The organism is Brachybacterium sp. 107, from assembly GCF_052379725.1.
GTDB lineage: Bacteria > Actinomycetota > Actinomycetes > Actinomycetales > Dermabacteraceae > Brachybacterium.
Window position 1 is genome coordinate 163139 of the sequence record NZ_JBQSYW010000002.1, and the last position, 23620, is coordinate 186758.

Below are 23620 nucleotides of genomic sequence, written 5' to 3' on the forward strand. Positions count from 1 at the left end.
CTGCAGGCAGACATGGAACGATGACCTGATGCAGTTCGAGCGGACGACGGGCGGAATCATGGAGATCACACGCGAGGAAGCAACCTCGCGCCGGCGCACCTTCGCCCAATGGGCCGCCGCCGCGCACGACCCCCTCGTGCCCATGACGACCCGCGTCGACATCGACCGCCGCTTCCGCGAATGGACCCGCCACACCCCCGCCTTCACCATCGCCTGGGCCACAGGCGTGACCGCCACAATCCTGGACACCCTGCCGCCGTCGGACCCCTGGCGGACCCCGCACCCGGGCTTCGGCACCTTCCGCGACGGCAGCGACGTCACCTTCGTGCCCGACGACGAAGACGAATGGGACCGCGAACGGCTGCTGCTGGACATCAACCTGATCGCCATCGCCGACCCCATGCCGCCCGGCGCCGCCCGCGTCATGGCCGCCTGTGCCGCCAGCAGCGAAGACGGCCAGTTCACCCTCACTGAGCTCCGCAAAGGGACCGAGTCCCGCCGCGACGCGGTCACTGCCGACATCGCCCAGTCGATCGTCCTCTGGTCGCTGTGGCGCCGACGCAGCTACTGCGGCAACGACGACGAGTTCCCGCTGTCGATGATGTACGGCTGGCTCTCCTACGCCTCCGCCGTCGAGGACGGACGGCCCGTGCCGCACGAGATCATCGACCCCGACATCTTCACCGCCGCGCTCACCGACGAGGACTACCGTGCTATCGCTGTCCCCGAGGAAGAGACGGATCGTGGCGACTCATGAGCGTCATCGGCTAGCTCACTGAATCGACATCGGGCAGCGTGCCGACGTGCGCCGATGCCTGAGCAATGACGACCGCTGGGAGGCCAACATGATGACCGTCAAAGAGTTCTGGGCTCGGGTGGCGATCAATGCCGTGATCATCGTGATCGGTGTCGTCATGCTGACCGCTGAGATCGGGCTCGGCGGACTAGTCCTGGTCGTCGGGCTACTCGGGATCATCTGGACCGCGATCCGAGCGATCCGGCAGACGTCAAAGATGAACCGAGCGATCGAGGAGAAGCGCAGGAGGTCCTGACTCCGACGGCACCTGCCAGAGTTGCGGCCCGTGGAGGCCAACAGGCGCTGTGTCTCGAGGGGGAGATGCGTACAAGATCGAGCCCGTGCGTACCGGTGGTCGCTTCGATCGGAGACAGTTCAGCGCCCGGATCGATAGACATTTCCCTTATAAGGTCACACCGGGAAACGTGGGATATGTGGGCGAACGCGGGCTGACCTGCGCGTTATGCGTTGGCACCACGGTGGCACTGCGATCTCTGTCCGGAGCTCGAAAGCAGGCCTCACCTGCGCAAACGGATGAAACGTCCACGGCCGCAGATGTTGGCGCTCCGTTGGTGAACCCGGAATGACCTGCACGGATGGCGACCCCGGACGTCTGGAGCCGTTTTGAGGGACCGATAGACATTTCCCTTATAAGGTCATACCGGGGAACGTGGGATATGTACGCAAACCCGGCCTGACCTGCACGTTTCACGTTGGCGCCATGGTGGCACTGCTCTCGCCGGGCGAGTGGCGGAAACGGTTCCCGACCTGCACGAACAGACGAATCTCGTGGGGAACGCGGCTGTTGGCGCACCGTTGGCAAACCTGGGGTGACCTGGGTAAACGATCAACGCCTTTGAAGTGGTCCAGGACGCCGAATGGGCTGGGGTCCCGCCTGTCGAGGCGTGCATGGTGGCGCAGCGCCAACGAACGCCGCAACAAAACTGCAGGTCAGGCCGGGTTTGCCAACAGCGCCAACGGAGCGCCAACGTCTGAAGGTCGGTGTTCGTGCAGGTCAGACCCCGTTTGACACCAAATCCCACATTGCGCGCCGGAAACTGCATACGTATAGGGGATCTGGTTTCATATCTCCTCTTACTACTACTACCTACTTCTCTATAAAGGTTATAGTGGGAGATGTGGGATATGGGGGTAAACGCAGACTGACCTGCACGTTTGATGGGTGGAGCGCGTTGGCGTTGGGGTGGAGAAAATCGCCGAAAGTGTAGATGACCTGCACGAACGCTCCGTTGGCGCATGTTGGCGCTAGTCGATCTGTGGGCGAGCGTCCTGCGAGAGTTCGCCTCCGCCCACTGCGGCCACCATGAACACCCCGGATCCGCGCGCTCAGGCCCAGCACCCCGCCGATCAGGACGCCCACGCCCGCCCCGCAGACCCGAACCCTGCCGCCACCGCTGATGGCGACGACGCCGCGTTCGACGAGGACGACGGACTGTCGGTCGCCGACATCGACACCGCGATCTCCGCCATGCGGGAAGAACCCTTCCCCGCCTCGCACTACCCCGGCTCCATCGGCGACGTCTCGGTCACGAAGCTGCGATCCTCAATCGTGGCTCCGCTCGTCGCCCAAGCCCGCGGCTACCGCACGATCTCCGGCACCGACGACGCGAAGGACTCTCTGCGCCGCTTCGGGTTCGACGGCAGGCGGAACCCCGGCCGGCACCTGCTGAGCCTTGCCAGGCAGGGCGCGTGGATGGAGATCCCGTACTTCAAAATGGATTCCATCGCCCGGGGCGAACCGATCCTCGGCACGCTCCAGCTGCGCCCGGAGAACGACCCACCTGCGGGATCCAGCTGGGCGAAGTACATGTTCCTCGCCGGCTCCGGCACCGCGATCGACGCCCACCCCGCCACGCCACCGGCATGGTTCGCCGACCCCACGGTCCCGATCCTGTTCACCGAAGGCGTCGTCAAGGCCGACTCGGTCCTGACCGCCATCCTGCGCGACAGCGGCGTCACCAGCGAGGCGCTGCGCACCGCCGTAGGCGCCACCGACCCCCTCAAGCAGCTGCAGAAACTGCTCACGGCCATCCCGGCGGAGAAGCGGATCCTGGTCCTCGCGATCCCCGGGGTGCAGTCCTGGCGCCGCAACGACGAGTGGAACACCGTGAGCATGCGCGACCGGGACGCGATCATCTGCTTCGACGGCGACATCGCCCGCAACGCCGCCGTCTGGGACGCTGCCTACGGTCTGATGGACTTCCTCGCCAAGCGCAACGTCGCCTCCACGCGACTGATCGACCTGTCTCCGCGCGGTGACGAGACCGTGGACCCCAAGCGCGGCATCGACGACTTCCTGGCCTACTCCGGCCGCTGGAGTGACGCCCTGGACCTGCAGATCACCGACCTGCCCGAGCGGCCCGTGGACGACACCGGCGAGAAGGGCCAGACGCGCGTATCCCAGGACGGGTTCGCGATCGAGGTGTGCAACGTCCGCCCCGACCCCGCCGGCGGCCCCGAGCTGAAGAGTTGGCAGAAGATCGACGACCTGGGTGGACGCCTGGTCAGCTTTGAAGAGTTCCGCCTGCCCACGGCGGACGAGCTCGACGGTGGACGGATTATCCCCGGCGCCGTCTCCCGCACTGAGCGCCAGGTGGTCGTCGCGGTCCAGTGGCGCACGGCCGACGGCCTGGTCGATACCGCCACGATCCGCGGCCCCAAGGCGATGCTGGATGAGGACCCCGCGAAGTGGGAGACCCGCTACGGCGCCGACATCCCCACGAAGGTCTCCGCCCTGCCGTCCTGGCCGCCCCGCTCCGGAATCAACTTCACCCGCGCCATCAAGGACTACCGCGCCTCGGAGACCACTGACGACGTGCTCTGGGGCTGTCAAGGCTGGGTCCCCACAAAGGACGGCATCCCCTCGTTCATTGCCGGACGCCAGGTGATCGGACCGGCCGGGGAGGGTGACGAGCGCGCCCAGGCCGGCCTGACCGCCGACGAGTTCGCCACCATCGACGACTTCGGCGTGATCGACGAGGAGATGAGCCCGGATCAGCAGCGCGACCTGCTGCGCCGCATCATCGAGGCGTACACGTCCCCGGACACGTTCGTCGACCCCCGCTTCGGGATGGTCGCCCTACTCGCCGGAGTGCGACCCATCGTCCCGATCACCCCGCACAGCGTCCTGTACATCGTCGGCGGACGCCGCTCGGGAAAGTCCTGGCTCGCGTCGATGATCCAAGGATTCTGGGCCTCCCGCGGCGGAGCCTGGAGCGCCGAACGGCTACCGGGCTCGGCCATGGACACCAGGGCGTGGATGGAGAACTCGGTGTCGAAGTCGATGATGTGGGTGATCGATGACTTCGCCCCGAATTCGGATCAGCGGCAGTGGGAGAAGCAGACCAGTGACCTGGAGGCCATGGTCCGCTCCGCGTTCAACGGCGCCGGCAAGGGCCGCATGACCTCTGATATGAAGACTCGCGTGCAGAACCCGCCCCGCGCGTTCGTGGTCGTCACCGCCGAGAATGAGCTGCAGATCGACTCTGTCCGCGACCGGATGCTGACGCTGTACTCCGACGGCGGGGGAGGGTTCATCAACTCCGCCACCGCAGACCCGCTGGCGACGCTGAACGAGATGCTCGTACGTGGCGACCAGGCTCGCCTGTCCGCGCAGATGCTGCGCTGGATGGGCAGCTGGTCCGCCCGCTCCGGATACCCGGCGGTCCGGACCACGTTCGTGCTCGAACGGGACGATTCGGCCCGCGACGCCAAGCGCCACGTGGAGGCGGCGCTCGGCAGCAAGGTCAACGCCACCCGCCACTCACAGATCATGAGCGAGTATCTCCTCAGCGTCGCCCTGCTTGAGCAGTACGCGATCGGTCTCGACATGGACGAGGCGTTCCTCGCCCGTATCGAGGCGATGCGGGAGGATCTCGCGGAGCTGACCGTGGACCTCTCCCGCACACAGCAGCAGCGCACTGCCGGCCACGCCCTGGTGGACTCGCTGCGGTACCTGTTGGAGAGCCAGAAGGGGTACGTGGAGTCGGTGGTTCCGAAGGATGTCGGGGCGCCGCCGACGAACGACACGAGCCTGAACCTGCGCCTGGGATGGCCGGCAGGCAGGGACCCGCGCGGGGAGCTCCTGGGACGGTACGTCGCTGATGCTCGTGGCTCTGGTCGCGATGTCATCGTGTTCAACCGTGACGCGTTCCAGGTCGCTCGCCAGCAGGCCCGGCACCTGATCCCGGCCGGGCAGACCGCGCGCACGAGCTGGCAGGCGGTCTGGCACGAGGGACTGGTCGCCGAGGGGATCTGGGAGCCGCGGGTCCGTGACGGTCTCCGGACCGGGGACGTGGAGACGCGGACCGGTGGGGCCAGGGTGCGCGGGGTCCCGATCGACGTGTCCACTCTCTTCGACGACGAATGACGAGGATCTACGCGAGGAAGGGTGTCCTGCCAAGGGACGGGTTCGCCCACTGTCACCAGGTCCAGGATCTTCACGAAGGGAGCAGGCATGGTCTCCACGCTGACCCGCCAGGGCCTGCACCTCGACACCAACGACGTCGCGAAGGTGCGGCGCACGGCGCTGTCCGCGTCGACCGCTAAGGCGCTCTCGCACAACTGCGCGGCAGGCTACGCGTTCGGGAAGCTCCTCGGCGAGCAGGCCCCGGATCCGTTCGCCGCGACGACGCAGGGCACGGCAGTCCATTCCGTGCTCGAGGAGCTGTACAAGTTGCCGGCTGGCAAGCGGACTCGGCGGCGGGCGGCGAACATCCTGTTGTCGATGGTCGCGCAGTGGCGCCATGGTGACTTCCCGCAGCTCAGCGACCCGGTGACCCGGCAGTTGTTCATCGCCGACGTGATCGGCAAGTACCAGGGGATCTTCGACATCGAGGACCCGCGCGAGGTGGACGTGGTGGCGACCGAGTGGCCGCTGCGGGGGATTGAGCTCGGGGGAGTGCCGTTCATCGGTTTCGTCGACCTTACCCAGCGCGTCACCGCCCGGGGCCGTACCGGCCTGCGACCGGTGGACCACAAGACCAGCAACAAGATCCCTGACAAGCGGAAGCTCGAGCTGTACGGCGATGACCACGGCGACCAGATCCGCCTCTACGCGGCCGGGCTCCGGAAAGTTCAGGACGAGCCGGTGATCGAAGGACGCGTGAACTACACCCGCCATGGCAAGTCCCGAATCGTTGCGGTCTCCGAGAAGCGGGTCGCCCAGACCGTCGGGGAGTTCGCCCGCGCCTGGGACACCCACAACGAGATGGTTCAGGAGGCGATGTTCCCGACCCAGACCGGGCCGCTGTGCGGATGGTGCCCCCTGGTGAACCTCTGTCCTGCCGCGCAGGCCTCGAAGTTCAACACCGATCGGACCGACTCCCAGACCGCGCTCTGCCAGACAGATCTGCTCGACATCGAGGCTGCGGTCCCGTCCCGCGAGGAGCGGGTTTCGCCCACTGCCGTGATGTCCCCGGCAGAGCCGGGACCGACGACGCAGACTTCGATGGAGGGACTGATCATGGCCGAGCACGCACTTGCCGAGGACAAGCCGTGGGAGGAGGTCGTGCGGGGCAAGCTCAACGGAGCCAGCTACGCGGCGACCGGCTACTTCGGCATCTCCAGCCTCGCCTACGAACTGCTGGGCACGCACGGCGTCCCGATCCAGCGGATCGCCGTGGACGCCGTGACGAACGTGCTCGCCTCGATCGTCACCGACGTGCAGGAAGGCCTGTCCGGTTCGACCTCGTTCCAGGAGGGCACCAACACCCGCATCCGGGGCGTGCTGCGCACCGTGCTCGTCTCCGTGCCCCCGCCGTTCGGTGAGGACGCCGAGACGTGGGCGACGTGGATCAAGATGATCACCGGCCACACCCGCTCGATTGCCGCCGCCGCCGTGCGCCTCGCTGGCACCGACGAGGTCACCGCCGATATCGACACTCTCGCGAGCATCGCCCCGCTGCGGAAGGAGGCCTGACCATGACCGCTGCTACTGATCACGTCCAGATCATCATGGCCGCCCACGACCGGGTCGCGAAGCTCGAAGTCACTGACGACGGCCTGGTGAAGGTCCCTGGTATCGAGCGGGCTGTGCCCCGCCAGGTAGCGGTGTCCAAGGCGATCCGTGAACTCGTCGCCGAACTGTCCGAAGGCTCCACGTCCTGGAAGCTGATCGACCGCCTCACCGGCAACGCCGACGGCCTCGAGCTGAAGCGGTTCGTGGGCACGGTCGTGAAGGTGACGCGGGAGAAGACCTCCACCCGCGGGAAGCTGCTGCTGTACACGGGCACAAAGAAGGAGATCGACGGTGTCGACCCGGGTCACGAGTACGTCCGCACCGAGCGGACCGATGACCCGGAGGGTCTGATGCTCGCCTCCGAGGCGAAGGCCCTGATCGGTCACCGCGTCCTGCTGTGGGTGGTCCTCGAGCCATGGGCCAACAACGCGGACAAGAAGACGCGCGTGGTCCTGCACCTCATGGACCTCGGCGCCGACACCCACTACGACGCGGACAGCCAGTCCATCGCCGCCTGACCCCTTCACCCGAAGGAGGTGCATCCGGGGCCGCATCCATTCCCAGGCCGGGGAAGGGTGCGGCCCCACCCTCATACCCGGCCTCACCGGCCAAAGAGGCAGGGGCGCTGGGGGTAGTGACGAGACCGAGAAACGCCGCCCACTAGCCACCCCGACACCGACCCAGGCACACGTCAGGAGCATCCATGAGCGAGCAGACCGTCCTCGACCCGCCCTCCCAGACCGACCCGCCCGAGGTCCTGAACGACGCTGAAACTCCGGCGGAGCGTAAGCCCCGCAAGCGCCGCAGCAACCCGGCGAAGACGCCCGCGAAGCGGGGACGACCCTCGGCACGGACCGCGAAGGCCACGCTGCGACGCATCGCCACCAAGGCCGAGGAGATCGCCGTAACCGACGACGACACGCGCCTCCTCGCCGCGGAGCTCACCGGCGCCGACTCTCCCGGCATCGCTGACCTGACCACCACGATCATGGCAGCGAAGACCTCCCCGCTCGAGGCTGCTGTCGCGGACCTGACCATCATCCAGGCAGGCACCATCCCAGAAGCGGTCGTGCACCTGGTCGGCATGTCCCAGCCGGAGCTGCAGGCCCTCACCCAGCTCGTCACCGCATTCTCCACCCAGGACCTGCCGGCAAAGCTGCCCGGGAAGTCGACCGACGCGGCGCTGATGCTCGTGGATCCGGTCCGGGCCGCAGTGATCGACGATGGCGCACTGCAGCGCCTGATCCGCCTGCTCGCCACGTGACACCGTCCGCCGCGCCGAGACACACGACGAACTGACGAAGGAGCATCGGGATGGGGACCAGGAGACGCCATCAGGTCACCGACCTGTTCGACACCGCCGACACCGTGCCAGATACGACTGCACGCAGCCGCGGAATCCGCCGATACCGGACCGCGCGCAGGGCACTGTTCGCAAGCATGATCCTCGCGCCGTTGAACGTGATCGGCCTGATTCTCATGTTCAGCGTCGTCCTCAATGGCGTCCCAGCCACAGGCCCCGCCAGCGCCCAGATGGCCGCCACCGAGACCGGCCGCACCGAGGCCGAACAGGCACTCGAGCAGTGGCTCACGAGTGACGAGTCCGTGTTCGCTGACGCCGAGATCACCTCTTGGGACGGCACCAGCAATCACGAGAGTGTCGAGGCGACCGAGCAGGACATCGGCTACCAGCTCATGACGCACGACTTCACGATCCGCACCACGGACGGGGTCTACTACCGGGCCGCGGTCCGCACCGCCTCCACCCCCTCGAAGGGCGTGAAGGTGCTGTCCACACCGACGGTGACACCGCTGCCGCCGAGCGCCGTCACCGACTGGGAACCGGTCGAGCCAGTAGACGGCTGGGAGTCCACTACCGCGACCGCCTCCACAACAGACGCGATCACCTCATGGGCGCAGGCCCTGGCAGGCTCGCCGAACGAGCTCAAGCTCGCCACCCGCGACGAAGACCCTGGCCACGTGTACTCGACCCTCACCGGCGTCGACGTGGCCAGCGTGTCGGTGATCCAGGCGTTCTCGCCCGCCGGCCAGGACGGGGAGATGGATGCTTCGACCGTAGTCGCGACCGTCTCGGTCGAGCTGACCAATGCGGACGCGGCAGCTGAGGCGGGGGATGGGTCGACGACGGTGCAGTACGAAGTGCTCGTGCGCGGCGCCGACACTGCAGCCCCCTACGTCACCGCCTGGGGACCCACCGGGACCGGCACCACCCTCACCGATTACGAGAACGCGGTGGCTCTGAACGGCGAAGTCGACGCACCTGCCGCCGGGACACCTGGGGCGTCCGATGGTGGGGGAGAGACCGCGCAGCCGAGCACCGAGGGGGAGGAGTGACATGGGGACCGCAACTGTGAAGGATGTCCGGCTAGAGGACCATCGGGTGCCGAAGATGCCGACCGCCACGAAGATCCGCTACGGCGACGGCCGCGTGCTCCCCGTCGGCGGCGGACTGTGGCTGTACCGGAAGGCTCCGCTCGCCCCGGTGAAGGACGCGAAGACCCACGGCAAGGCCCTCGAGGTCGGGGACCCCATCGCCGCCGCGATCGAAGAGCTCGCCGCCGAAACCTCGTACACGACCGCGCGGCGCTCTATGGCACGGGCCCGCTACCGTCCCTTCCACCTGCTGCTGGTGAACCTGCCCCGAAGGTACTCGCCGCCAGAGGGTTCCCGCCACGGCGACACCCTGCAGAACTGGTTCGGGGACGAGCGCACCCAGGACCGGCTCCTGCTGATGGGCACGAAGCTCAACGATGTCGTCGGCGGTGCAGACCGGAGCATCGGGGACGTCATCGACTCAGTCGCGACCTCGATGACTACGTACGAGGTTCCGATGGGCGACTACCAGCAGGACCTCGAGGACGTCGGCGACATGCTGACCCGCTCCGGGTTCACGATCCCCACCCCGAGGGACTTTCACCTGGCCGAGTCCTGGTGGGCTGCCGGCGGATCCACCGGCGCGTCCCTCCTGCCCCACGCCGACCATCTCCACGTGTTCCGCACCGTCGCCGGATCCCAGACCGCCGCCCGCCACGACGTCGAGAACTGCGTCACCTGGCCCACCGGCATCGAAGGCCACCACGTCCTCCGCATGGGCTCCATCTACGGACTCGACCTCCCCTTCCAAAGTGCCGCGAACTCCCACAGCACCTGGGCATCAACCCTCCTGGACCGCGGAGCGGTGATGGTGTCGATCCGGGGTCTCATCGAGCCGAGCCCCATCACGCGGAAGGAGCTGCGCCGACAGCGAGACCGCTACCTCCGCGATATCCGCAACGCCAAAGCCCAGGGGAAGCTCGACGATCAGCAGCAGGAGGAGATGGTCCAGACCCTCGAGTCCGTTGAGGGTGCCTATTCGACGGGGAAGGCATTCCCGACCCTGGTGGAGACGAGCGTCGTCGCGGCGTTCACCGGCCAGGGGAAGAAGCGCCTCGACACTCTCGGGAACGGGGCGGCGTTCGAGGTCGCACCGATGGACAACCGCCAACCGCTCGCCCTCGCCGAGTCCTGGATGGGATCGCCGGTACGAGCGAACCCGAACCTGATGGATCTGCCGTCCTCGAGCGTGGCCTACTCGGGGTTCGCCTCGCTCGCAACGGTAGGCGACGCTACTGGTGCCAACGTCGGCTTCACCGTGAGCGACCGCCAAGAAGCACTGATGAGCGCGACAAAGTCCTCTGACCACGACATCTACCCGATCGGGGCCGTCGTCGGAAGCTCCGGCAGCGGGAAGACGATCAGCATGGCGTACCTGGCGCACCAGTACGCGCTCGAAGGCCGGCCCGTCATCCTCATCGACCCCAAGAAGGGCAGCGACCTCTCTGAGTCGTTCGGCGAACATGGCACGACGTTCTCGCTGGACTCCTTCGCCGGAGGTTCCGGGGGACTGGGTGGTGCCGGCGGTACGGGCGTGTTCGACCCGCTGCGGTTCTCGAAGACGCCCGGCGACGGGATCAACACCGCCGTCTCGATGCTTCACGCCGTGAACCTCTGGCCCCATTCGGCGCAGAACTTCGAAGCGGACCTGCAGGAGGCGCTCAAGTACGGCGTGACCCGGGGCGCGAAAGCCATCGGCACGGCGCTCGAGCTCGCGAAGAAGGATGGCAAGGCGACGCCGGAGCTCGTTGACCCGATCCTTCGCCAGTCCAGGAACGACCCCCTGTTCGGTGCCATGGTCGGCCTGCAGGACGATGGCGAGGTTCTCAGTGCTGCCGAGGGCATCACCTACATCAAGGTCGGCAACGCCAACCTCGAACTCCCGCCCATGGGCGTCGACCAGAGCACCCTGGGGCTCACGCAACGCCTGTCCGCGGCTCTGATCCGCATGATGGTGTTCGGATCCGCTGAAGCGCTCCGGGGCCGCCGCGGTGTACTGATGCTCGACGAGGCGTGGGTGTTCCTCGGCGCCGGTGCCGAAGAGATGGAGCGCCTCGGTCGGCTCGCCCGTTCCCTCGAGGTGTTCCCGATCCTGTTCACCCAGCGGATCCTGGATCTGATCCTGGCGAACCTGACCAACCACATAGCCCGCGGGATCATCCTTCACATGAAGGATCCCAAGGAGGCGGAGGCAGCGTTTCGACTGTTCGGTGTCGAGCCGACCCCGGAACGGCTCCGGTTCACGACCGCCCCGGAACGTATCGGGAAGGGCGGTGCGAACTTCGGCAGCCGCAAGCCGCTGTTCGAGTACGACGACAAGGACAACCGTGTCCGCCTGATCCGCGGAGCGATTGGCCTGTACTGCGACCTCGACGACCGCGCCGTGGACGTCGAGATCAAGATCCCGCCCGACTTCCTCGCCAAGTCCTCAACCAACGCCCTGGACCGCGCGCGTCGCGAGGGGCGCACTGTGATCTGAGGCGCTTACCGATCGAGCTCCATCGCCAGACGAGGATGTCGAGCAGCCGCACGTCGGTCAGCTGAGTCATGTCCCGGACGCACTTCTGGACCGCTGACTCACTGCTCTTGTACTTCGTCATGGCTATGCGAAGCTCTTCGATCGCGCCAGACGCGCGGGCCGCAAGGAGGTCGTCCCGCACGGCGAGCCATCGGAGCTGGCTCTGCCGGAGATCCGGATACTGGGTGGCGAGGGCTCGGGCACCGGGCTTGTACGACCTCCAGAGGCGGGAGTCGAGCAATGGGAACAGTGCCGGGTACTTCACGTGCAAGACCTTGTGGCGCTTCGCGAAGGCGATCCCTTTCGGAGCGCTCTCTGCGAAGTGCCAGTACAGGTCCGACATGTCGTCGAAGAGCTCGCCACGGACGTCTGGGTCCGCATCGGCAAGATCAGCATCCGCTGGGATCCACGGAGCGTCCGCAGCCTTCGCAATGAACCAGTCGCCATGGGCGTACGAGATTCGTGAGCTCACGTATCGGGTCCGCCTGATCTCCTCCAAAGTGATCGTTCCGAAGTCGCCCCGGGGCGGGTAGTCGAAGTTGAGTGGCGTTTTGCGCGGATAGCGGGAAAAGCGCTCGAGTGCCTGATCGAGGGTGAACTCGACGCCTGCGACCGTGAAAACAACGTTGGAGGCCATGCCTCGAATCGTAGCGACCAAACGGCTGGCTTATGACTGTTGAATCAGGTCGAGAGTCGCAGTTGATGAGGAGCCTTCGACGATCCGAGATTTCCAGCCCCCGAAATTCGGCCCGGGTAACACGATGCAGCGTGTGACGCTCGATGACGGAAGATTTCGTAGCTCTTGGCGCCCACCACAGCCGCTTCTATCGTCAGGATCATGACCACCACAGCGAGCATCCAGTCCGTCATCCCTGAAATCTCTGCCCAGGATCGCGCTACTCGCCTTACCGATGCCGGGGCTGCGTGGGCAGAGCGCATCGATGCCGATCGCTCGAAGGCACACCTGAACTACGCAGTCGATGCTGCTGGCGTCGGTTCCGTGGCAACAACGGTGCGCGCCGGAAAGCATTCCTTCATCGTCGACGAGCCCGCTGCGCTGGCCGGAGATGATGCCGGGACCAGCCCAGTCGAGTATGCCCTCGGCGCGCTGGTCGGTTGCCAGGTCGTTGTCTACCGCCTCTACGCCCAGCAGCTCGGCATCCCCTTCGACGACATCGTGATCAGGGCAGAAGCCGACCTCGACGCTGCGCGACTGTTCGGCGCCGATGAATCCGTCCGGGCCGGGTTCTCCGAGGTACGGCTCGACATCCAGCTGTCGGGACCTGAGTCGAACGAGCGGTACGACGAGCTCCGTGCGGCCGTCGACGCCCATTGCCCGGTGCTCGACATCTTCCAGAACCCGACCCCGGTCAAGACCACCGTCACCCGCGCCTGAACACCTTCTTGCCGGTCTGACCGCGGCGCCCGGGCGAGAGCTCGCGGTTCCGCGGCCGGGCCGGTGAAGGATCCAGCCGATCGGGGCCCCATCCATCTGGGCACGGCGGACCCTGCGCGAACGTCTTAGAAGGTCTCGGAGCTCTACTTGCGATCTGGGGCCCATCCCGTCCCATGAGGCAAATGGGTCGCCCACTACGGCGGCATGTCCCAGCGTGCCCAGGTTCTCGAGGCGGCCTCCAATCTTCTCGACGCGAGCGCCCGCCTGCTCGGGCATCAGCTCGAGGCCGGGACGCTGACGTGCGACGAAGCTGCAGCAAGGATCCTCTCGGCCGCCGTCGACAACGGAGTGATCTCGCTGATGTGCAGGCGGCACCATCGGCGGTTGGCTGCCGCGTGGGGGAGTGACGAGGTCACCAGCGCGGTCACGTCCATGGTGGTCCGCTACGCGCTCGGCGATGCGGAGAGTGACGGGCGCCTGGATCCGGGGCGCTTCGCCGGTGGTAGCGCATCGGCAGCGGGGTGGGTCGGTAAGGTCATCGGGTCGATGCGCACGACTCGGATACTGCGCGAGATGTCGATTGAGACTCGGGAACTCGCTGTCCCACTGGTGCTGGAGCAGGTGGCCGTCCCCAGCGCCGAGGACGACGTGATGGCCGCGGCCGCGCCCGTCGTCGAGGACTCCACGCGTGGTCTGCCGGCGACCAGCGCGACCATTCGAGTCGTGCATGCGTCCGCGCTCCACCAGCTCCTCGGAGTCCCGCCGCTGCGACGCTGGAATCTCGATCATGACCAGTCGCACGACCTGCGAAAGCTGCTTCAGCGCCAACCAGATGTGCTACGCCAGGTTCTCGTGGGGGAGATCGAGGGTGTGGATCCATCGGTGCGCGAGGCGATCAAGCTGCTTTGGGATGGGTGGAGCAGGGATGACGTGTCGGCGATGCTCGCGCTGTCGACACCTGACCGGGATGTTCCGCGCGTGCTGGCCAGCGCCGCGCTGCGACCCCTGCCGCGTCCGACTGCGTGCTCCCGCGAGATCGAGGGACTCCGTGCACGAGCCCGAGGTGGGGTCTCGGAGCCGGCGGTCGCCGCCGTGAGTGCAGTCTTCGAGTCGTTCCTGGACTGCGAGGTGGAGCGCTACACGGACTATGACCGGATTCGCCGCCGACCCACCGAAGCCGAGAGTGCCAGGCGTGAGGTCTCCCGTGAGAGGTTCCCCGCCTTGCTGCACGCAGCCGCGGAACGGCTAAGGGTCAGGGACTTGGATCTGCTGTCGGGGCTGATCGCACTGTTCATCGAGCCACTGCCCGTGGCTGATCCCGTCTACTTCACCCCGACCACCTGGAGGTTCCCCGCATGAGCGCAATACGAACTCCGGCCCGGCGTGCGGGATCGGTCGTGGCGACCACGCGTGAATACCTGCTGCCGTTCGCAGCCAGTGCTGGCGCGGCGGCCCTGTGGCTCACCGTGATCTCAGCGGTCACCGCAGCGACCGGAAGTTCCGTAATCGTGCTGGCCCTCGCGATCCTGCCCGGAGCACTGCTCATGGGCATCTCGAGCCGCGAACGGGCGCACTGGTTCGAGTACGTGCTTGTGTGGATCGGGTTCTTCACCGCTGTGCCCCTGTACGGGATCGGCCTCCTGATCGGCGGGTACGGGATCGTCGTGGCGCGGGCGTGGCGACGCCGTTGGCCCGCCAATCTCCAGAGCGTCGAGGGCTGACGTGCGCTTCGCAGCACTCGTCGGCGACCGGCACCGGCTTCGCCTGGAGTTCACAGTGCCTGTTGGGGGAGGTCTCGCGGCAAGTCTTGGGAATGTGGCTGGTATCGACGTCGACCAGAGCACTGGTCGATGCGACGCGACAGCGCCGACGACCGGGCTGCTCGAGGAGCTCGCGGAGCACGACATCGCGGTGGATGCCTTCGAATTCCCGGAGACTCTCGCCTCCCTGCAGCACCCGCTCATGGAAGCTGCGGGTGACGGGACGGTGCGCGTGTTCCCGCGCCTCGCCGACCGCGCCGAGGTCGCATACGAGCTCGGAGACGACGCGACCTTCGACCCCGATCGTGGTGCGTTCAGCGCCCCCGCATCGGCTGTCGCGGACTGGCCCGAACACCTGATCCCAGACGTCCTTCGAGGCCGCAGCGCCGACCACAGCGCCGAGGGCCTTGATGCGGCGCAACCCGAGCTCGACCTCCGCACCACTGGACTCATCGAGGACCCGCAGACGGTCGCCGACGCCGCGCACAACCTCGCTGGGGCACCTGGCACCGATGGCCGCGAGCGGGAGATCAAGCTACTCACGGACGCCGTTGGCGATGTGCCTGAGTGGTTCGGCATGACCCCGTACCCGTACCAGCGCATCGGTGCGCTATGCGTTGCCGCCGGCCGTCGACTCCTCGCGGACGTGCCGGGCCTCGGGAAGTCCGTCCAGGCCATCCTCGCCAGCGTGCTCCTCGGCGCCAGGCGATGGATCGTGGTGTGCCCACCCGTCGCGCAGACGAACTGGGCCACCGAGATCCAGCGCTGCCATGTACCAGAACACCTCGACGACGCACCGATCGAGCTGATCCGACCAGGCCGCAAGGCCCCTGATCTTCCGAAGACCGGGATCGTCATCGTCACCGACTCTCTGCTCGCCGCACCCACCAGGCGCCCCTTGCTCGAGGATCTGAAGGCTTGGGGCGCGGATGTGCTGATCTACGACGAAGGACACCGAGCGAAGAACTGGCACTCCCGACGCGCAAAGGCCATGCGAGAACTCGCCGCCACCGTCACGGATCGCATGGTCCTCACCGGCACCCCCGTCATGTCGAACCCCGCCGACCTCCCCTCGCTCCTCGCGATCACCGGCCAACTACAACCGATCTTCGGGTCGCGCACAGCGTTCATGAATCGCTACACCCGCACCTATGAGATCCCCGTCGGCCGGCAGACCATCGAGAAGGTCGTCCCGCACAAGAAGCTCCTGCCTGAGCTGGGACGGATCCTGCCTGAGCGAGTGTGGGTGCGGCGCACGAAGGATCAGGTGCTGTCGGACCTTCCGGAGAAGCAGTACTCGACCATGATCGTCGACGTCCCCACCACCGAATACCGCACCGCGACCCGCGACGTCCAGGCGAGAATCTCGGCCTACCTGGGTGAACGCACACGGGAGCTCGGAGAGGCACCATCGGAGAATGAGGTGCGTGCCTGGTGCTCGGACCAGATGGGCTGCGTATCGATGCTGCGCCGCGCCGCCGGGCTGGCGAAAATCCCCGCCGCCGCCGAATACATCGCCGACTGGGTTGAATCCACCAGCTCCTATGACGGAGATGAGGTGGTGTTCGACCGTCCGCTGATCGTCTGGGGGATCCACCAAGTCGTCATGGACACCCTCGATGCGCACCTCGACCAGCTCGGCGTCCCGCACGCGGTCATCAACGGCAGCACCTCCCTCACCCAGCGAGACCGCATCACCCGCGACTACCAAGACGGCAAGATCGCCGTGATCCTCGCGAACATCGTCGCCGCCGGCGTCGCCATCACCCTCACCCGCGGCTCCGATGCGCTCTTCGTCGAAACCGAATGGCTGCCCGACCTCGTCTCCCAAGCCGTGGACCGCCAGCACCGCATCGGCCAGAAACGCACCGTCATGGTCACAACCATGGTCGCCCCCGGCACCCTCGACCACACCATCCAGAAAGTGCAACGCTCCACCATCGACGTGCTCGACCAGCTCGTCGGCGGCACCGGACACCACGTCTCAGTCGAGGAGGATGACATGACCTCTCTCGCCATCGGGGACGTGATGTGGGAGCTCGCCGAACCACTTTGGCGTAGATGCCTTCGAAGCACAGGCAACAGGCACCGCACGGCGGCATGAGTTCAGGGTCAGCGGTCCTCGAGCAAGATGACGTGCTCGGCGAACCCCGGGGCAGTGAACGACAGCAACCCGTGACCGGCGATCTGGACGATTCCCTTGTCCAAGAGTGACTGCCGCACGGTACCCAGTGCCCCGCTCGTCACGCCGAGGGCCTTGGCGATGTCGGCTCGGACGACGTCCACGCTCCCGAGGTGGGCCATCGCCGAGAGAACCTCCCGCTCACGGGGTGACGCCTTCGACCATCGGGCGCGGTGCAGCGCTGACATGTCCTGGTTCACCGAGTTCTGGGCCTCATCGAGAAACTCGGCACCGATGACGCCCCCTCGATCTGGAGAGCCCGCAGCCTGCCACATCGCATCGCCCCACAGCTGCACTGCGTACGGGTAGCCCTGGGAGCGCCGTACGACTTCCTGGAGAGCGGGTGTCTCCCAGCGGATGCCAAGATCTGTCGCGGGCTGGGTGAGTGCCTCACGCACTTCGTGATCCTCCAGGTCGCGCATGGTGCGGAACTGGAAGCGTTCGGCGCTGGTGACTGCTGCCGTGACGACGTCGGCAGTGTGACTGAGCCCCGCGGCGACGAACACTGCTGGCGTCTTGCTGCCCTGGAGTTCCTGCCATGCATAGGCGATCGTGCGCAGGCTCTCTTCGTCGGCGTCCTGGAGCTCGTCGACGAGGACTGCGATGCCCTTCAAGCCCTGGTTCAGTGCTTCCTTCGACGTCTTCTCGAGGAGCTTGCGGAATGCTCTCGTCGCCTGGGGAGAGGACACACCTGGGCTGGTTTCCGCGGTGACTTGTGCGATCCCGGGTACGCCGAGGGTGACCGAGAGCCTGTCCAGCCAGTCGCTCGTGGCGCTCGGTGCTCCCCACTCGCCCACGAGCGTGCGGGCTTCATCGGCGATCACTGCGACCAGTGGGCCATTTCCGGCAGTGACGTAGAGCGGTGCGAGGCCGAGCAGGATGGCGTCTTCTTGGACGCGTCTCAGAAGGCTGGTCTTTCCGACGCCGCGGGGGCCGACGTCGACCCGGATTCGGCCGGAAAACCTTCCGTGCAGTGCGGGAAGGGTCAGCATTCCGCCGATCTGCTGCAGCTGTGCCTCACGGCCGGGGACCTCTCGGGCGACCTCGCCGGGGGTGTACGGACTCAGCTGCATCTCGACTCCTACATATGCCTACAGATAGCTTCAAGTGTAGGGAAGTGTCTGACGAGCGAAGAGCTCCCGGGATCTCTGTGGATACCCGGCAGTTACACGACCCTTGCGCAGCCTTCGCGGATGTCCCGCGGGCGCGGCGCCTCGCCCACTGGCTGCTCATGAGGACGAAAGCCGAGAAGGGCCGGGCCCGCCACCGCGACATCGTCTCGCGTTACGAGCGCAACGAGCCTGCCTGCCCGAGCGCTCGCCGAGCACCGAACGCCCTCGTGGTCCTGGTGCATCCCGAGCCGGAGGCGATCCGGTTTCGGGAGGTGAAGCAGGAGCGGGTTCATGATCGCGAGACGCTGCTGGGGGCGTGCCGGCGCGTGTTCGATCTGCAGGCCCGGGCGTGGGCGTACTCGAGCCGCCACCGCGAGGACCTCGTCCAGGACTCGTGCGTGATCGCGATGTCGAAGATCGTGCGCGCCGAAGCCGAATGCCCCGGGGCGGAGGCGCTGGTGCCGGAGGGCCTGGTGTACAACATCGTGCGTGGCGCGATGAGGCACCGTTCCGAGGGTGATGGCCGGTACATGGCTACCGAGTCCGGGCAGGGCCGCGAGATCCTGATGGGCCGGTGGGAGGATCACGTGAAGGCCGGCGGGATCGAGTCGATGAAGCGGTTCGAGGAGATGGCCGACCAGGTCCGGTCCGCCTTCCCGATCGGGCGCCGGCCGACCCGCGGCTACCACCTGGGCCGCCTCGAGCAAGCCCACGAGTACGCACGGGAGCTGGCCGAACTTCAAGCCCGCCGCGACCAGGACCCCGACCCCACCGCCACGGCCGCGTTCGCCCGCGACCCGGAGACCTGCCCGATCGACCTCACCGAGTCGATCGCACGGCTCGTCGAGAAGCGCGCCGCACGGGGACAGTCCGTCGGCCAGCTGGTGACGTTCGCGTACCGGCTGCCGACACCGCGCGGCAGGGCTGCGATCCGGCGTGCCCGCGAGGTCGCGGAATTCGTCCTCGAGCAGTACGGCGACCACGTGGACGCCCACGCAGCAGCCGCGCTATGGCGACACCGAAGCTGGTCACCCCTGGAGACCGTGTTCGCCATTCGCACCATCGAAGACCGAGACCTCGTGCTCACCGTGCTCGAGCGACTCGACAGCGACCAAGCCGATGCCTTCCTCCGCTCTGTGCTCGAGGACCTGTCTGCCGGGGTGACGTACCTGCGCCGTCCCTCTGCCGCGTGAGGAGTGAGGCCCCGCCCACTTGACGGGGACAGACCAGGGCGAGAACAGCGGATGGAGACAGGACGATGACGATCGCCAAGAAGGACACAGAGACGGCCGGGGCTTTACGAAAGGCCTCGGGTTCCGCACGGTACCGATCGGAGGGAGGAGGGCTGCGGAAGGATTCGAGTTTCGGGGGGAGCCGACCGGAGGGAGGAGCCCTCCGGAAGAAGGACACGGGGGAGCGGGGCAACGGCGGTCAGTTCGGTTCGCTGGCGCGGTCGGACGCCCACATCGCAGTGCTGACGCCCGATCCCGTCGAGGGGATGCGGTCGCAGGGCCGGTCCGGGAAGCTCATCGCCAACCTGTGCGACGAGATCGACACGGAACGGGACGGGTATGCCGGCGCGCTCGAGGTCGCGGCCGCGGACGGGCCCCGTGAGTACTACCTGCGCCCGGACGGGCCCGACAAGATCCACGTCGAATACCTCCACAACCAGGACAGCAACGACGGCACTCTGTCCCAGGCCTCGTTCGATCTGCGCACAGGGAAGGCCAACTTCATCTACGACTTCGAGCAGACCTACCCGGGCATCGGGAACGACGCCAGCACCGAGGCACGATTCGATCCCGACGGGGATCCCAAGCAGATCTCGCAGCTCATCCAGGAGTTCTCGATTGATGATGGGGGAGCCGAGGACCAGATCAAAGAGTCGTTCGAGGACCCCGATGAAGCGGCTCGCGACGCTTACCTCCGCGGCATCGGCGTGCGCCGGCACAGCTACGTGACCGCGCCTCGTCCGCTGCACTGGTGACCGGCCGGAACACCGCCACATCGCAGATCGGATCGGCCCCCGCGCACTGGGAAGGGGTATGACGACTTCAACGCCTCATCCTGTCCACATCGGCGACAACCTCGACGTCCTGCCGATACTGGAGGGCTCCTTCGATTTGATCTACCTCGACCCGCCCTACAACACCGGCGGACGGGTCGTCACCGGCTATACCGACCGGTTCGAGGACTGGAGCGGCTTCATGGCACCCCGCCTGGCCCACCTCCCGCGCCTGCTCGCCGAGCACGGGATCGTGATCGCCTCTATCGATGACCGGGAGACCCACCACCTCCGCGTACTCCTCGACGACGTCCTCGGCGCTCACAATCACGTCGGGACCGTCGTGTGGGACGGGTCGACCATCAACTCCTCCCACCTCCTCAGCGTCTCCCACGACTACCTCGTCATCTACGCGAAGAACCACGCCGCCCTCAAGGCCTCCGGGACGACGTGGCGCCAGCCCCGGGATGACGCCCAGGCCATGCTCGATGCCGCCGCGACAGCCTGGCGAACAGCCGCCGGCGACCGGGCCGTCGCGCAGCAGCGGTTCCGGGCCTGGCTGACACCACGACGCTCCAGCTTGCCCCGGGGCCTGACCGAGTACGACCGGATCGACGAGACCGGGGCGCTGTACCGAGTCGGCGACCCCGGCGCCCCCTCAGTACAGGCCAGCAGATCCTTCCGAGAGCTCACCCACCCGAGAACGGGGCGCCCATGTCCGGTGCCGAAGCGGGGGTGGCGGATGAACGACGCGTCGATGGACCGCATGCTCGAGGCCGGGCTGATCGAGTTCGGTCCCGACGACACCACCCAGCCGAAGCTCAAGCGGATGCTGGCCGACAACGCCACCGCTGTGCCCCGCTCCGTGTTCCGCCAGGAACGCGAAGGCGCCCGACACCTCGCCGGCATCGACGGCGTCGGCGCCTTCCCCTTCCCGAAGGACCGCGATGTGCTCGCCCGCTGGTTCGACACCGTCACCGGAACGGACGCACGGATCCTGGACCCGTTCCTCGGCTCCGGCACCAGCATCGAAGTTGCGATGGCGCTGAATGCCGCAGACGGCGGCACCCGGCAGGTCACCGGGATCGCCCTCGATGAGGGTGTGATCGTGACCGACGTGCTGGTCCCGCGCCTGCGCCACTGCGAAGCGACCTACGGCGAGCAGGTGGCACTGTCCCACGAGGTGATCGGCGCGCCCACTGCGGCCGCATGAACGATGTTCCTCCGAACGATGCCGTGTTCTCCATGAACGCGGCCCTGAACTCCGCCCTGCTCACCCTCCATGCCGGGCGGATCGACACCGCGCCAGGCCTTGAGCGGGACGGTGCCTACCTTTATGCCCGGGGCCTGCGACATGAGGTGCTGGCCAACAATCGCGGCATCTCCGAGCTCTTCGCGCCGTACCTGATCGCCGGGATTGTGTTCGCCGGACTCGAATCCCGCAGCATCCCCCACCACCCGCAGGAACTCCTGGCGACCATCGAGTTCGTCTGCCTCGAGGAGAACTCGTCCTGGCACCCGCGGCCCCTCTACGCCCGGATCCTCCAGCGCATGTCCGAGCCAGACCTGACCCGGGCCCTCGTGCTCGTGTGCGCGGGGATGCTGTCCGGGATCGCTGATGCCGTGCACACCACCCCAGAAGACCGTGCCCGCGAGCACCGGTGGGCCTTCAGCGAAGACATGGTCACCGGCGTCGACTGGGACGCGCTGCTCGGCAGGCAGCAGCCATGACCGGCTTCACCATCCAGTGGTCCCTCGAGGAGCACCTCACCGACCGTGCCCGCGCCGTCCAGCACGCCCTGATCATCCTGCAAGCAGCGAAGGTCGCTACCTGGGATGAGCTCGCCGAGATCCTCCGCACCGACCCAGCCCGTGCAGCCGAGATCCGGGCCGGCGTGAACCTACCGCTCCAGGACCTCGAGAACCTCGACGCCCACGAACAGACACTGCGGGGGCTCCGCCGACGAGTCGGCACCCGAGCCGCCGTCGTCACCACCATCCTCGAATGCGGCACCTGCCAGCGCTGGGCATACATCGCCGGGGGGTCCCCGCCCAAGAACTGCCCCTGGACCACCCGCTGTACCGGCAGCGTCGCGAAGATTGGCCCACCCGACTGTGTCCTGCGGGTCCGCTCCTGATCGCTCGAGCGTGAATTCGCCGCCCACTACCCCTCGTGACGGCACACGAGTGGGAGGGCGCGATGAGCAGCACCACGAACAGAGCACGCACCGACACGGGGCACCGGCCGAAGACCCCGCGGAAGGGTTCGGATCATCCAGGTGTCCTGCGGAAGAAGGACACGGGGGAGCGGGGCAACGGCGGCCAGTTCGGGACCCTCACCCGCGACGACGCCGACATCCGCGTCGTTTCGGACGATGGGCCGGAGATCCGCTACCTGACCGTCGGCTGGTACAACGAGAAGCTCGGCGACCACTTCGACGCCTCCGCACTCCTGACCCGTGCCGAAGTCGACGCCAACCGCGAACTGCTCGATGAAGAGGCCGTGTTCGAGCGGATCCGGCAGGACGCCGAGAAGCTGTGCCGGCGCCGCGGCGCGATCGAGCACACCGACGACGTCATCGGCGACACCGCCTACGACGTCATCAAGCGGATCCGCGACAGCGAAGACCGCGACGCCGGGATCCGGGCCGTCGCCACCGCCGCCCTGATCCGCCGCATCGTCCACGGCCACCTCGACCACCGCCTCAGCTCCGGCGAAGTCGAACGCTCCGAAGTCCGCTCCGGACAGGCACGGCTCGCCCGTCGCATCAGCCAGATGCAGCAGGAGAAGGGCCGCGAACTCTCCGGCCGGGAGATCGACCATCTCGCCGCCGAAGTCCGCGCAGGATTCCGGGCCAACAACCGTCCCCCGGAGGGCTTCCACATCTCCCGCAAGTCCCGCCACGTCCCGATCGACGCGCAGGAGAACCCCGGAAACCTGTTGTCCATCCCTGCTGACGAGACGGTCCTCGATGAGTCGAGGCGCAGCCCGTTCCCCGAAGCGATCGACCGCTCGAGGATGGACGCCGCCGAGATGCTCTACTTCGTCCACCACCGCGACCAGTCCCCGGTCCCGATCCACTCCCGCAGCACCGGCTCCACGATCTACAACACGATCGCCCAGTCCATGCGCGTCCCACCCGCGCAGCCGGACTCCATCTCCCACCGCCAGGCCCTGTCCGCCGGCCGCACCGTCCGCGCCCACGCTCGAGGCGTGCAAGGCGTGTGCGCCGACTACCTCAGCGGAATCCGGGACGAACGCACCGACGCCCTGTTCCTCCCCTTCGGCGACATCGACGAGGAGCGGCGTGAAGCGTTCGCGACCCGCTTCGAGGACAACGCCTACGCCGAAGAGATGTGGGGCTCAGCCCTGAAATGCGCCGACCCGCAGCTGAAGAACGTCGAATTCCCGACCCAACTGAACCAGCCGGCGTGAACACCCAAATGACTGTCGGCTTCAACGGTCCGTGGCGCGGA

Annotated in this window: 20 protein-coding genes; 18 read left to right on the plus strand and 2 right to left on the minus strand. The window is 67.0% G+C overall.

Annotated features, from left to right (window positions below; all coding sequences use genetic code 11):
• Positions 1-58: 58 nt before the first annotated feature.
• From ACT3UL_RS03220 to ACT3UL_RS03255, 8 genes are all read left to right on the plus strand, one after another.
• The gene (locus ACT3UL_RS03220; protein WP_444576697.1) at positions 59-757 is read left to right on the plus strand and encodes a hypothetical protein; all 699 of its coding nucleotides are present in this window, start codon (positions 59-61) and stop codon (positions 755-757) included.
• A gap of 88 nt (positions 758-845) precedes the next feature.
• Complete coding sequence (locus ACT3UL_RS03225; protein ID WP_444576699.1) at positions 846-1052, plus strand: hypothetical protein; 207 nt, start codon at positions 846-848, stop codon at positions 1050-1052.
• Positions 1053-2120: 1068 nt separating this feature from the next.
• Complete coding sequence (locus ACT3UL_RS03230; RefSeq protein ID WP_444576700.1) at positions 2121-5186, plus strand: hypothetical protein; 3066 nt, start codon at positions 2121-2123, stop codon at positions 5184-5186.
• Positions 5187-5273: 87 nt separating this feature from the next.
• Entirely contained in the window at positions 5274-6737 is a 1464-nt protein-coding gene (locus ACT3UL_RS03235; RefSeq protein WP_444576702.1) for a RecB family exonuclease, read from the plus strand.
• A gap of 2 nt (positions 6738-6739) precedes the next feature.
• Positions 6740-7294, plus strand: coding sequence for a hypothetical protein (locus tag ACT3UL_RS03240; RefSeq protein ID WP_444576703.1), 555 nt, complete (start codon positions 6740-6742; stop codon positions 7292-7294).
• Positions 7295-7479: 185 nt separating this feature from the next.
• A complete protein-coding gene (locus ACT3UL_RS03245; protein WP_444576705.1) occupies positions 7480-8040 on the plus strand; it encodes a hypothetical protein in 561 nt (186 codons plus the stop codon).
• Between the two features lie 50 nt (positions 8041-8090).
• Entirely contained in the window at positions 8091-9131 is a 1041-nt protein-coding gene (locus ACT3UL_RS03250; RefSeq protein ID WP_444576706.1) for a hypothetical protein, read from the plus strand.
• 1 nt (position 9132) lies between these two features.
• The gene (locus ACT3UL_RS03255) at positions 9133-11649 is read left to right on the plus strand and encodes an ATP-binding protein (RefSeq protein WP_444576708.1); all 2517 of its coding nucleotides are present in this window, start codon (positions 9133-9135) and stop codon (positions 11647-11649) included.
• Here ACT3UL_RS03255 and ACT3UL_RS03260 read toward each other — a convergent pair.
• Positions 11567-12325, minus strand: coding sequence for a DUF6308 family protein (locus tag ACT3UL_RS03260; RefSeq protein WP_444576709.1), 759 nt, complete (start codon positions 12323-12325; stop codon positions 11567-11569). The genes ACT3UL_RS03255 and ACT3UL_RS03260 overlap by 83 nt on opposite strands.
• A 201-nt stretch (positions 12326-12526) precedes the next feature.
• Here ACT3UL_RS03260 and ACT3UL_RS03265 point away from each other — a divergent pair, with 201 nt between their 5' ends.
• The 4 genes from ACT3UL_RS03265 (at position 12527) to ACT3UL_RS03280 (ending at position 16948) form a co-directional block, all read left to right on the plus strand.
• Positions 12527-13084 (plus strand): OsmC family protein, encoded by a 558-nt coding sequence (locus ACT3UL_RS03265; RefSeq protein ID WP_444576710.1) that lies wholly within the window; start codon positions 12527-12529, stop codon positions 13082-13084.
• A gap of 348 nt (positions 13085-13432) precedes the next feature.
• Positions 13433-14443, plus strand: a complete 1011-nt coding sequence (locus tag ACT3UL_RS03270) for a hypothetical protein (RefSeq protein ID WP_444576711.1) — start codon at positions 13433-13435, stop codon at positions 14441-14443.
• A complete protein-coding gene (locus tag ACT3UL_RS03275) occupies positions 14440-14805 on the plus strand; it encodes a hypothetical protein (protein ID WP_444576713.1) in 366 nt (121 codons plus the stop codon). Before ACT3UL_RS03270 ends, ACT3UL_RS03275 begins: the two co-directional genes overlap by 4 nt.
• A gap of 94 nt (positions 14806-14899) precedes the next feature.
• Positions 14900-16948, plus strand: a complete 2049-nt coding sequence (locus tag ACT3UL_RS03280) for a DEAD/DEAH box helicase (protein ID WP_444576715.1) — start codon at positions 14900-14902, stop codon at positions 16946-16948.
• Between the two features lie 8 nt (positions 16949-16956).
• Here ACT3UL_RS03280 and ACT3UL_RS03285 read toward each other — a convergent pair whose 3' ends face one another.
• Positions 16957-18099 (minus strand): AAA family ATPase, encoded by a 1143-nt coding sequence (locus tag ACT3UL_RS03285; protein ID WP_444576717.1) that lies wholly within the window; start codon positions 18097-18099, stop codon positions 16957-16959.
• A 158-nt stretch (positions 18100-18257) separates the two neighbouring features.
• Between ACT3UL_RS03285 and ACT3UL_RS03290 the strand changes: the two genes are divergently transcribed.
• From ACT3UL_RS03290 to ACT3UL_RS03315, 6 genes are all read left to right on the plus strand, one after another.
• The gene (locus ACT3UL_RS03290) at positions 18258-19331 is read left to right on the plus strand and encodes a hypothetical protein (RefSeq protein ID WP_444576718.1); all 1074 of its coding nucleotides are present in this window, start codon (positions 18258-18260) and stop codon (positions 19329-19331) included.
• Between the two features lie 305 nt (positions 19332-19636).
• Positions 19637-20125 carry a hypothetical protein gene (locus ACT3UL_RS03295; protein ID WP_444576719.1) on the plus strand — a complete coding sequence of 163 codons (489 nt, stop codon included), beginning with the start codon at positions 19637-19639 and terminating at the stop codon, positions 20123-20125.
• Positions 20126-20183: 58 nt separating this feature from the next.
• Complete coding sequence (locus tag ACT3UL_RS03300; protein ID WP_444576721.1) at positions 20184-21356, plus strand: site-specific DNA-methyltransferase; 1173 nt, start codon at positions 20184-20186, stop codon at positions 21354-21356.
• Positions 21353-21874: a hypothetical protein gene (locus ACT3UL_RS03305; protein ID WP_444576722.1), complete on the plus strand. Its 522-nt coding sequence runs from the start codon at positions 21353-21355 to the stop codon at positions 21872-21874. Before ACT3UL_RS03300 ends, ACT3UL_RS03305 begins: the two co-directional genes overlap by 4 nt.
• Entirely contained in the window at positions 21871-22281 is a 411-nt protein-coding gene (locus ACT3UL_RS03310; RefSeq protein ID WP_444576723.1) for a hypothetical protein, read from the plus strand. Before ACT3UL_RS03305 ends, ACT3UL_RS03310 begins: the two co-directional genes overlap by 4 nt.
• Positions 22282-22343: 62 nt before the next feature.
• On the plus strand, positions 22344-23579 hold the full coding sequence (locus tag ACT3UL_RS03315; protein ID WP_444576724.1) for a hypothetical protein: 1236 nt from the start codon (positions 22344-22346) through the stop codon (positions 23577-23579).
• The last annotated feature ends 41 nt before the right edge of the window (positions 23580-23620 follow it).

Excerpts from the sequence above, each read along its gene's own strand:
- ACT3UL_RS03245 (WP_444576705.1), top strand. The coding sequence starts at position 7,480 with ATGAGCGAGCAGACCGTCCTCGACCCGCCCTCCCAGACCGACCCGCCC.
- ACT3UL_RS03255 (WP_444576708.1), top strand. The coding sequence starts at position 9,133 with ATGGGGACCGCAACTGTGAAGGATGTCCGGCTAGAGGACCATCGGGTG.
- ACT3UL_RS03265 (WP_444576710.1), top strand. The coding sequence starts at position 12,527 with ATGACCACCACAGCGAGCATCCAGTCCGTCATCCCTGAAATCTCTGCC.
- ACT3UL_RS03240 (WP_444576703.1), top strand. The coding sequence starts at position 6,740 with ATGACCGCTGCTACTGATCACGTCCAGATCATCATGGCCGCCCACGAC.
- ACT3UL_RS03220 (WP_444576697.1), top strand. The coding sequence starts at position 59 with ATGGAGATCACACGCGAGGAAGCAACCTCGCGCCGGCGCACCTTCGCC.
- ACT3UL_RS03260 (WP_444576709.1), bottom strand. The coding sequence starts at position 12,325 with ATGGCCTCCAACGTTGTTTTCACGGTCGCAGGCGTCGAGTTCACCCTC.
- ACT3UL_RS03230 (WP_444576700.1), top strand. The coding sequence starts at position 2,121 with ATGAACACCCCGGATCCGCGCGCTCAGGCCCAGCACCCCGCCGATCAG.
- ACT3UL_RS03285 (WP_444576717.1), bottom strand. The coding sequence starts at position 18,099 with ATGCAGCTGAGTCCGTACACCCCCGGCGAGGTCGCCCGAGAGGTCCCC.
- ACT3UL_RS03295 (WP_444576719.1), top strand. The coding sequence starts at position 19,637 with ATGCGGTCGCAGGGCCGGTCCGGGAAGCTCATCGCCAACCTGTGCGAC.
- ACT3UL_RS03235 (WP_444576702.1), top strand. The coding sequence starts at position 5,274 with ATGGTCTCCACGCTGACCCGCCAGGGCCTGCACCTCGACACCAACGAC.
- ACT3UL_RS03310 (WP_444576723.1), top strand. The coding sequence starts at position 21,871 with ATGACCGGCTTCACCATCCAGTGGTCCCTCGAGGAGCACCTCACCGAC.
- ACT3UL_RS03275 (WP_444576713.1), top strand. The coding sequence starts at position 14,440 with ATGAGCGCAATACGAACTCCGGCCCGGCGTGCGGGATCGGTCGTGGCG.
- ACT3UL_RS03225 (WP_444576699.1), top strand. The coding sequence starts at position 846 with ATGATGACCGTCAAAGAGTTCTGGGCTCGGGTGGCGATCAATGCCGTG.
- ACT3UL_RS03300 (WP_444576721.1), top strand. The coding sequence starts at position 20,184 with ATGACGACTTCAACGCCTCATCCTGTCCACATCGGCGACAACCTCGAC.
- ACT3UL_RS03315 (WP_444576724.1), top strand. The coding sequence starts at position 22,344 with ATGAGCAGCACCACGAACAGAGCACGCACCGACACGGGGCACCGGCCG.
- ACT3UL_RS03250 (WP_444576706.1), top strand. The coding sequence starts at position 8,091 with ATGGGGACCAGGAGACGCCATCAGGTCACCGACCTGTTCGACACCGCC.
- ACT3UL_RS03305 (WP_444576722.1), top strand. The coding sequence starts at position 21,353 with ATGAACGATGTTCCTCCGAACGATGCCGTGTTCTCCATGAACGCGGCC.
- ACT3UL_RS03290 (WP_444576718.1), top strand. The coding sequence starts at position 18,258 with ATGAGGACGAAAGCCGAGAAGGGCCGGGCCCGCCACCGCGACATCGTC.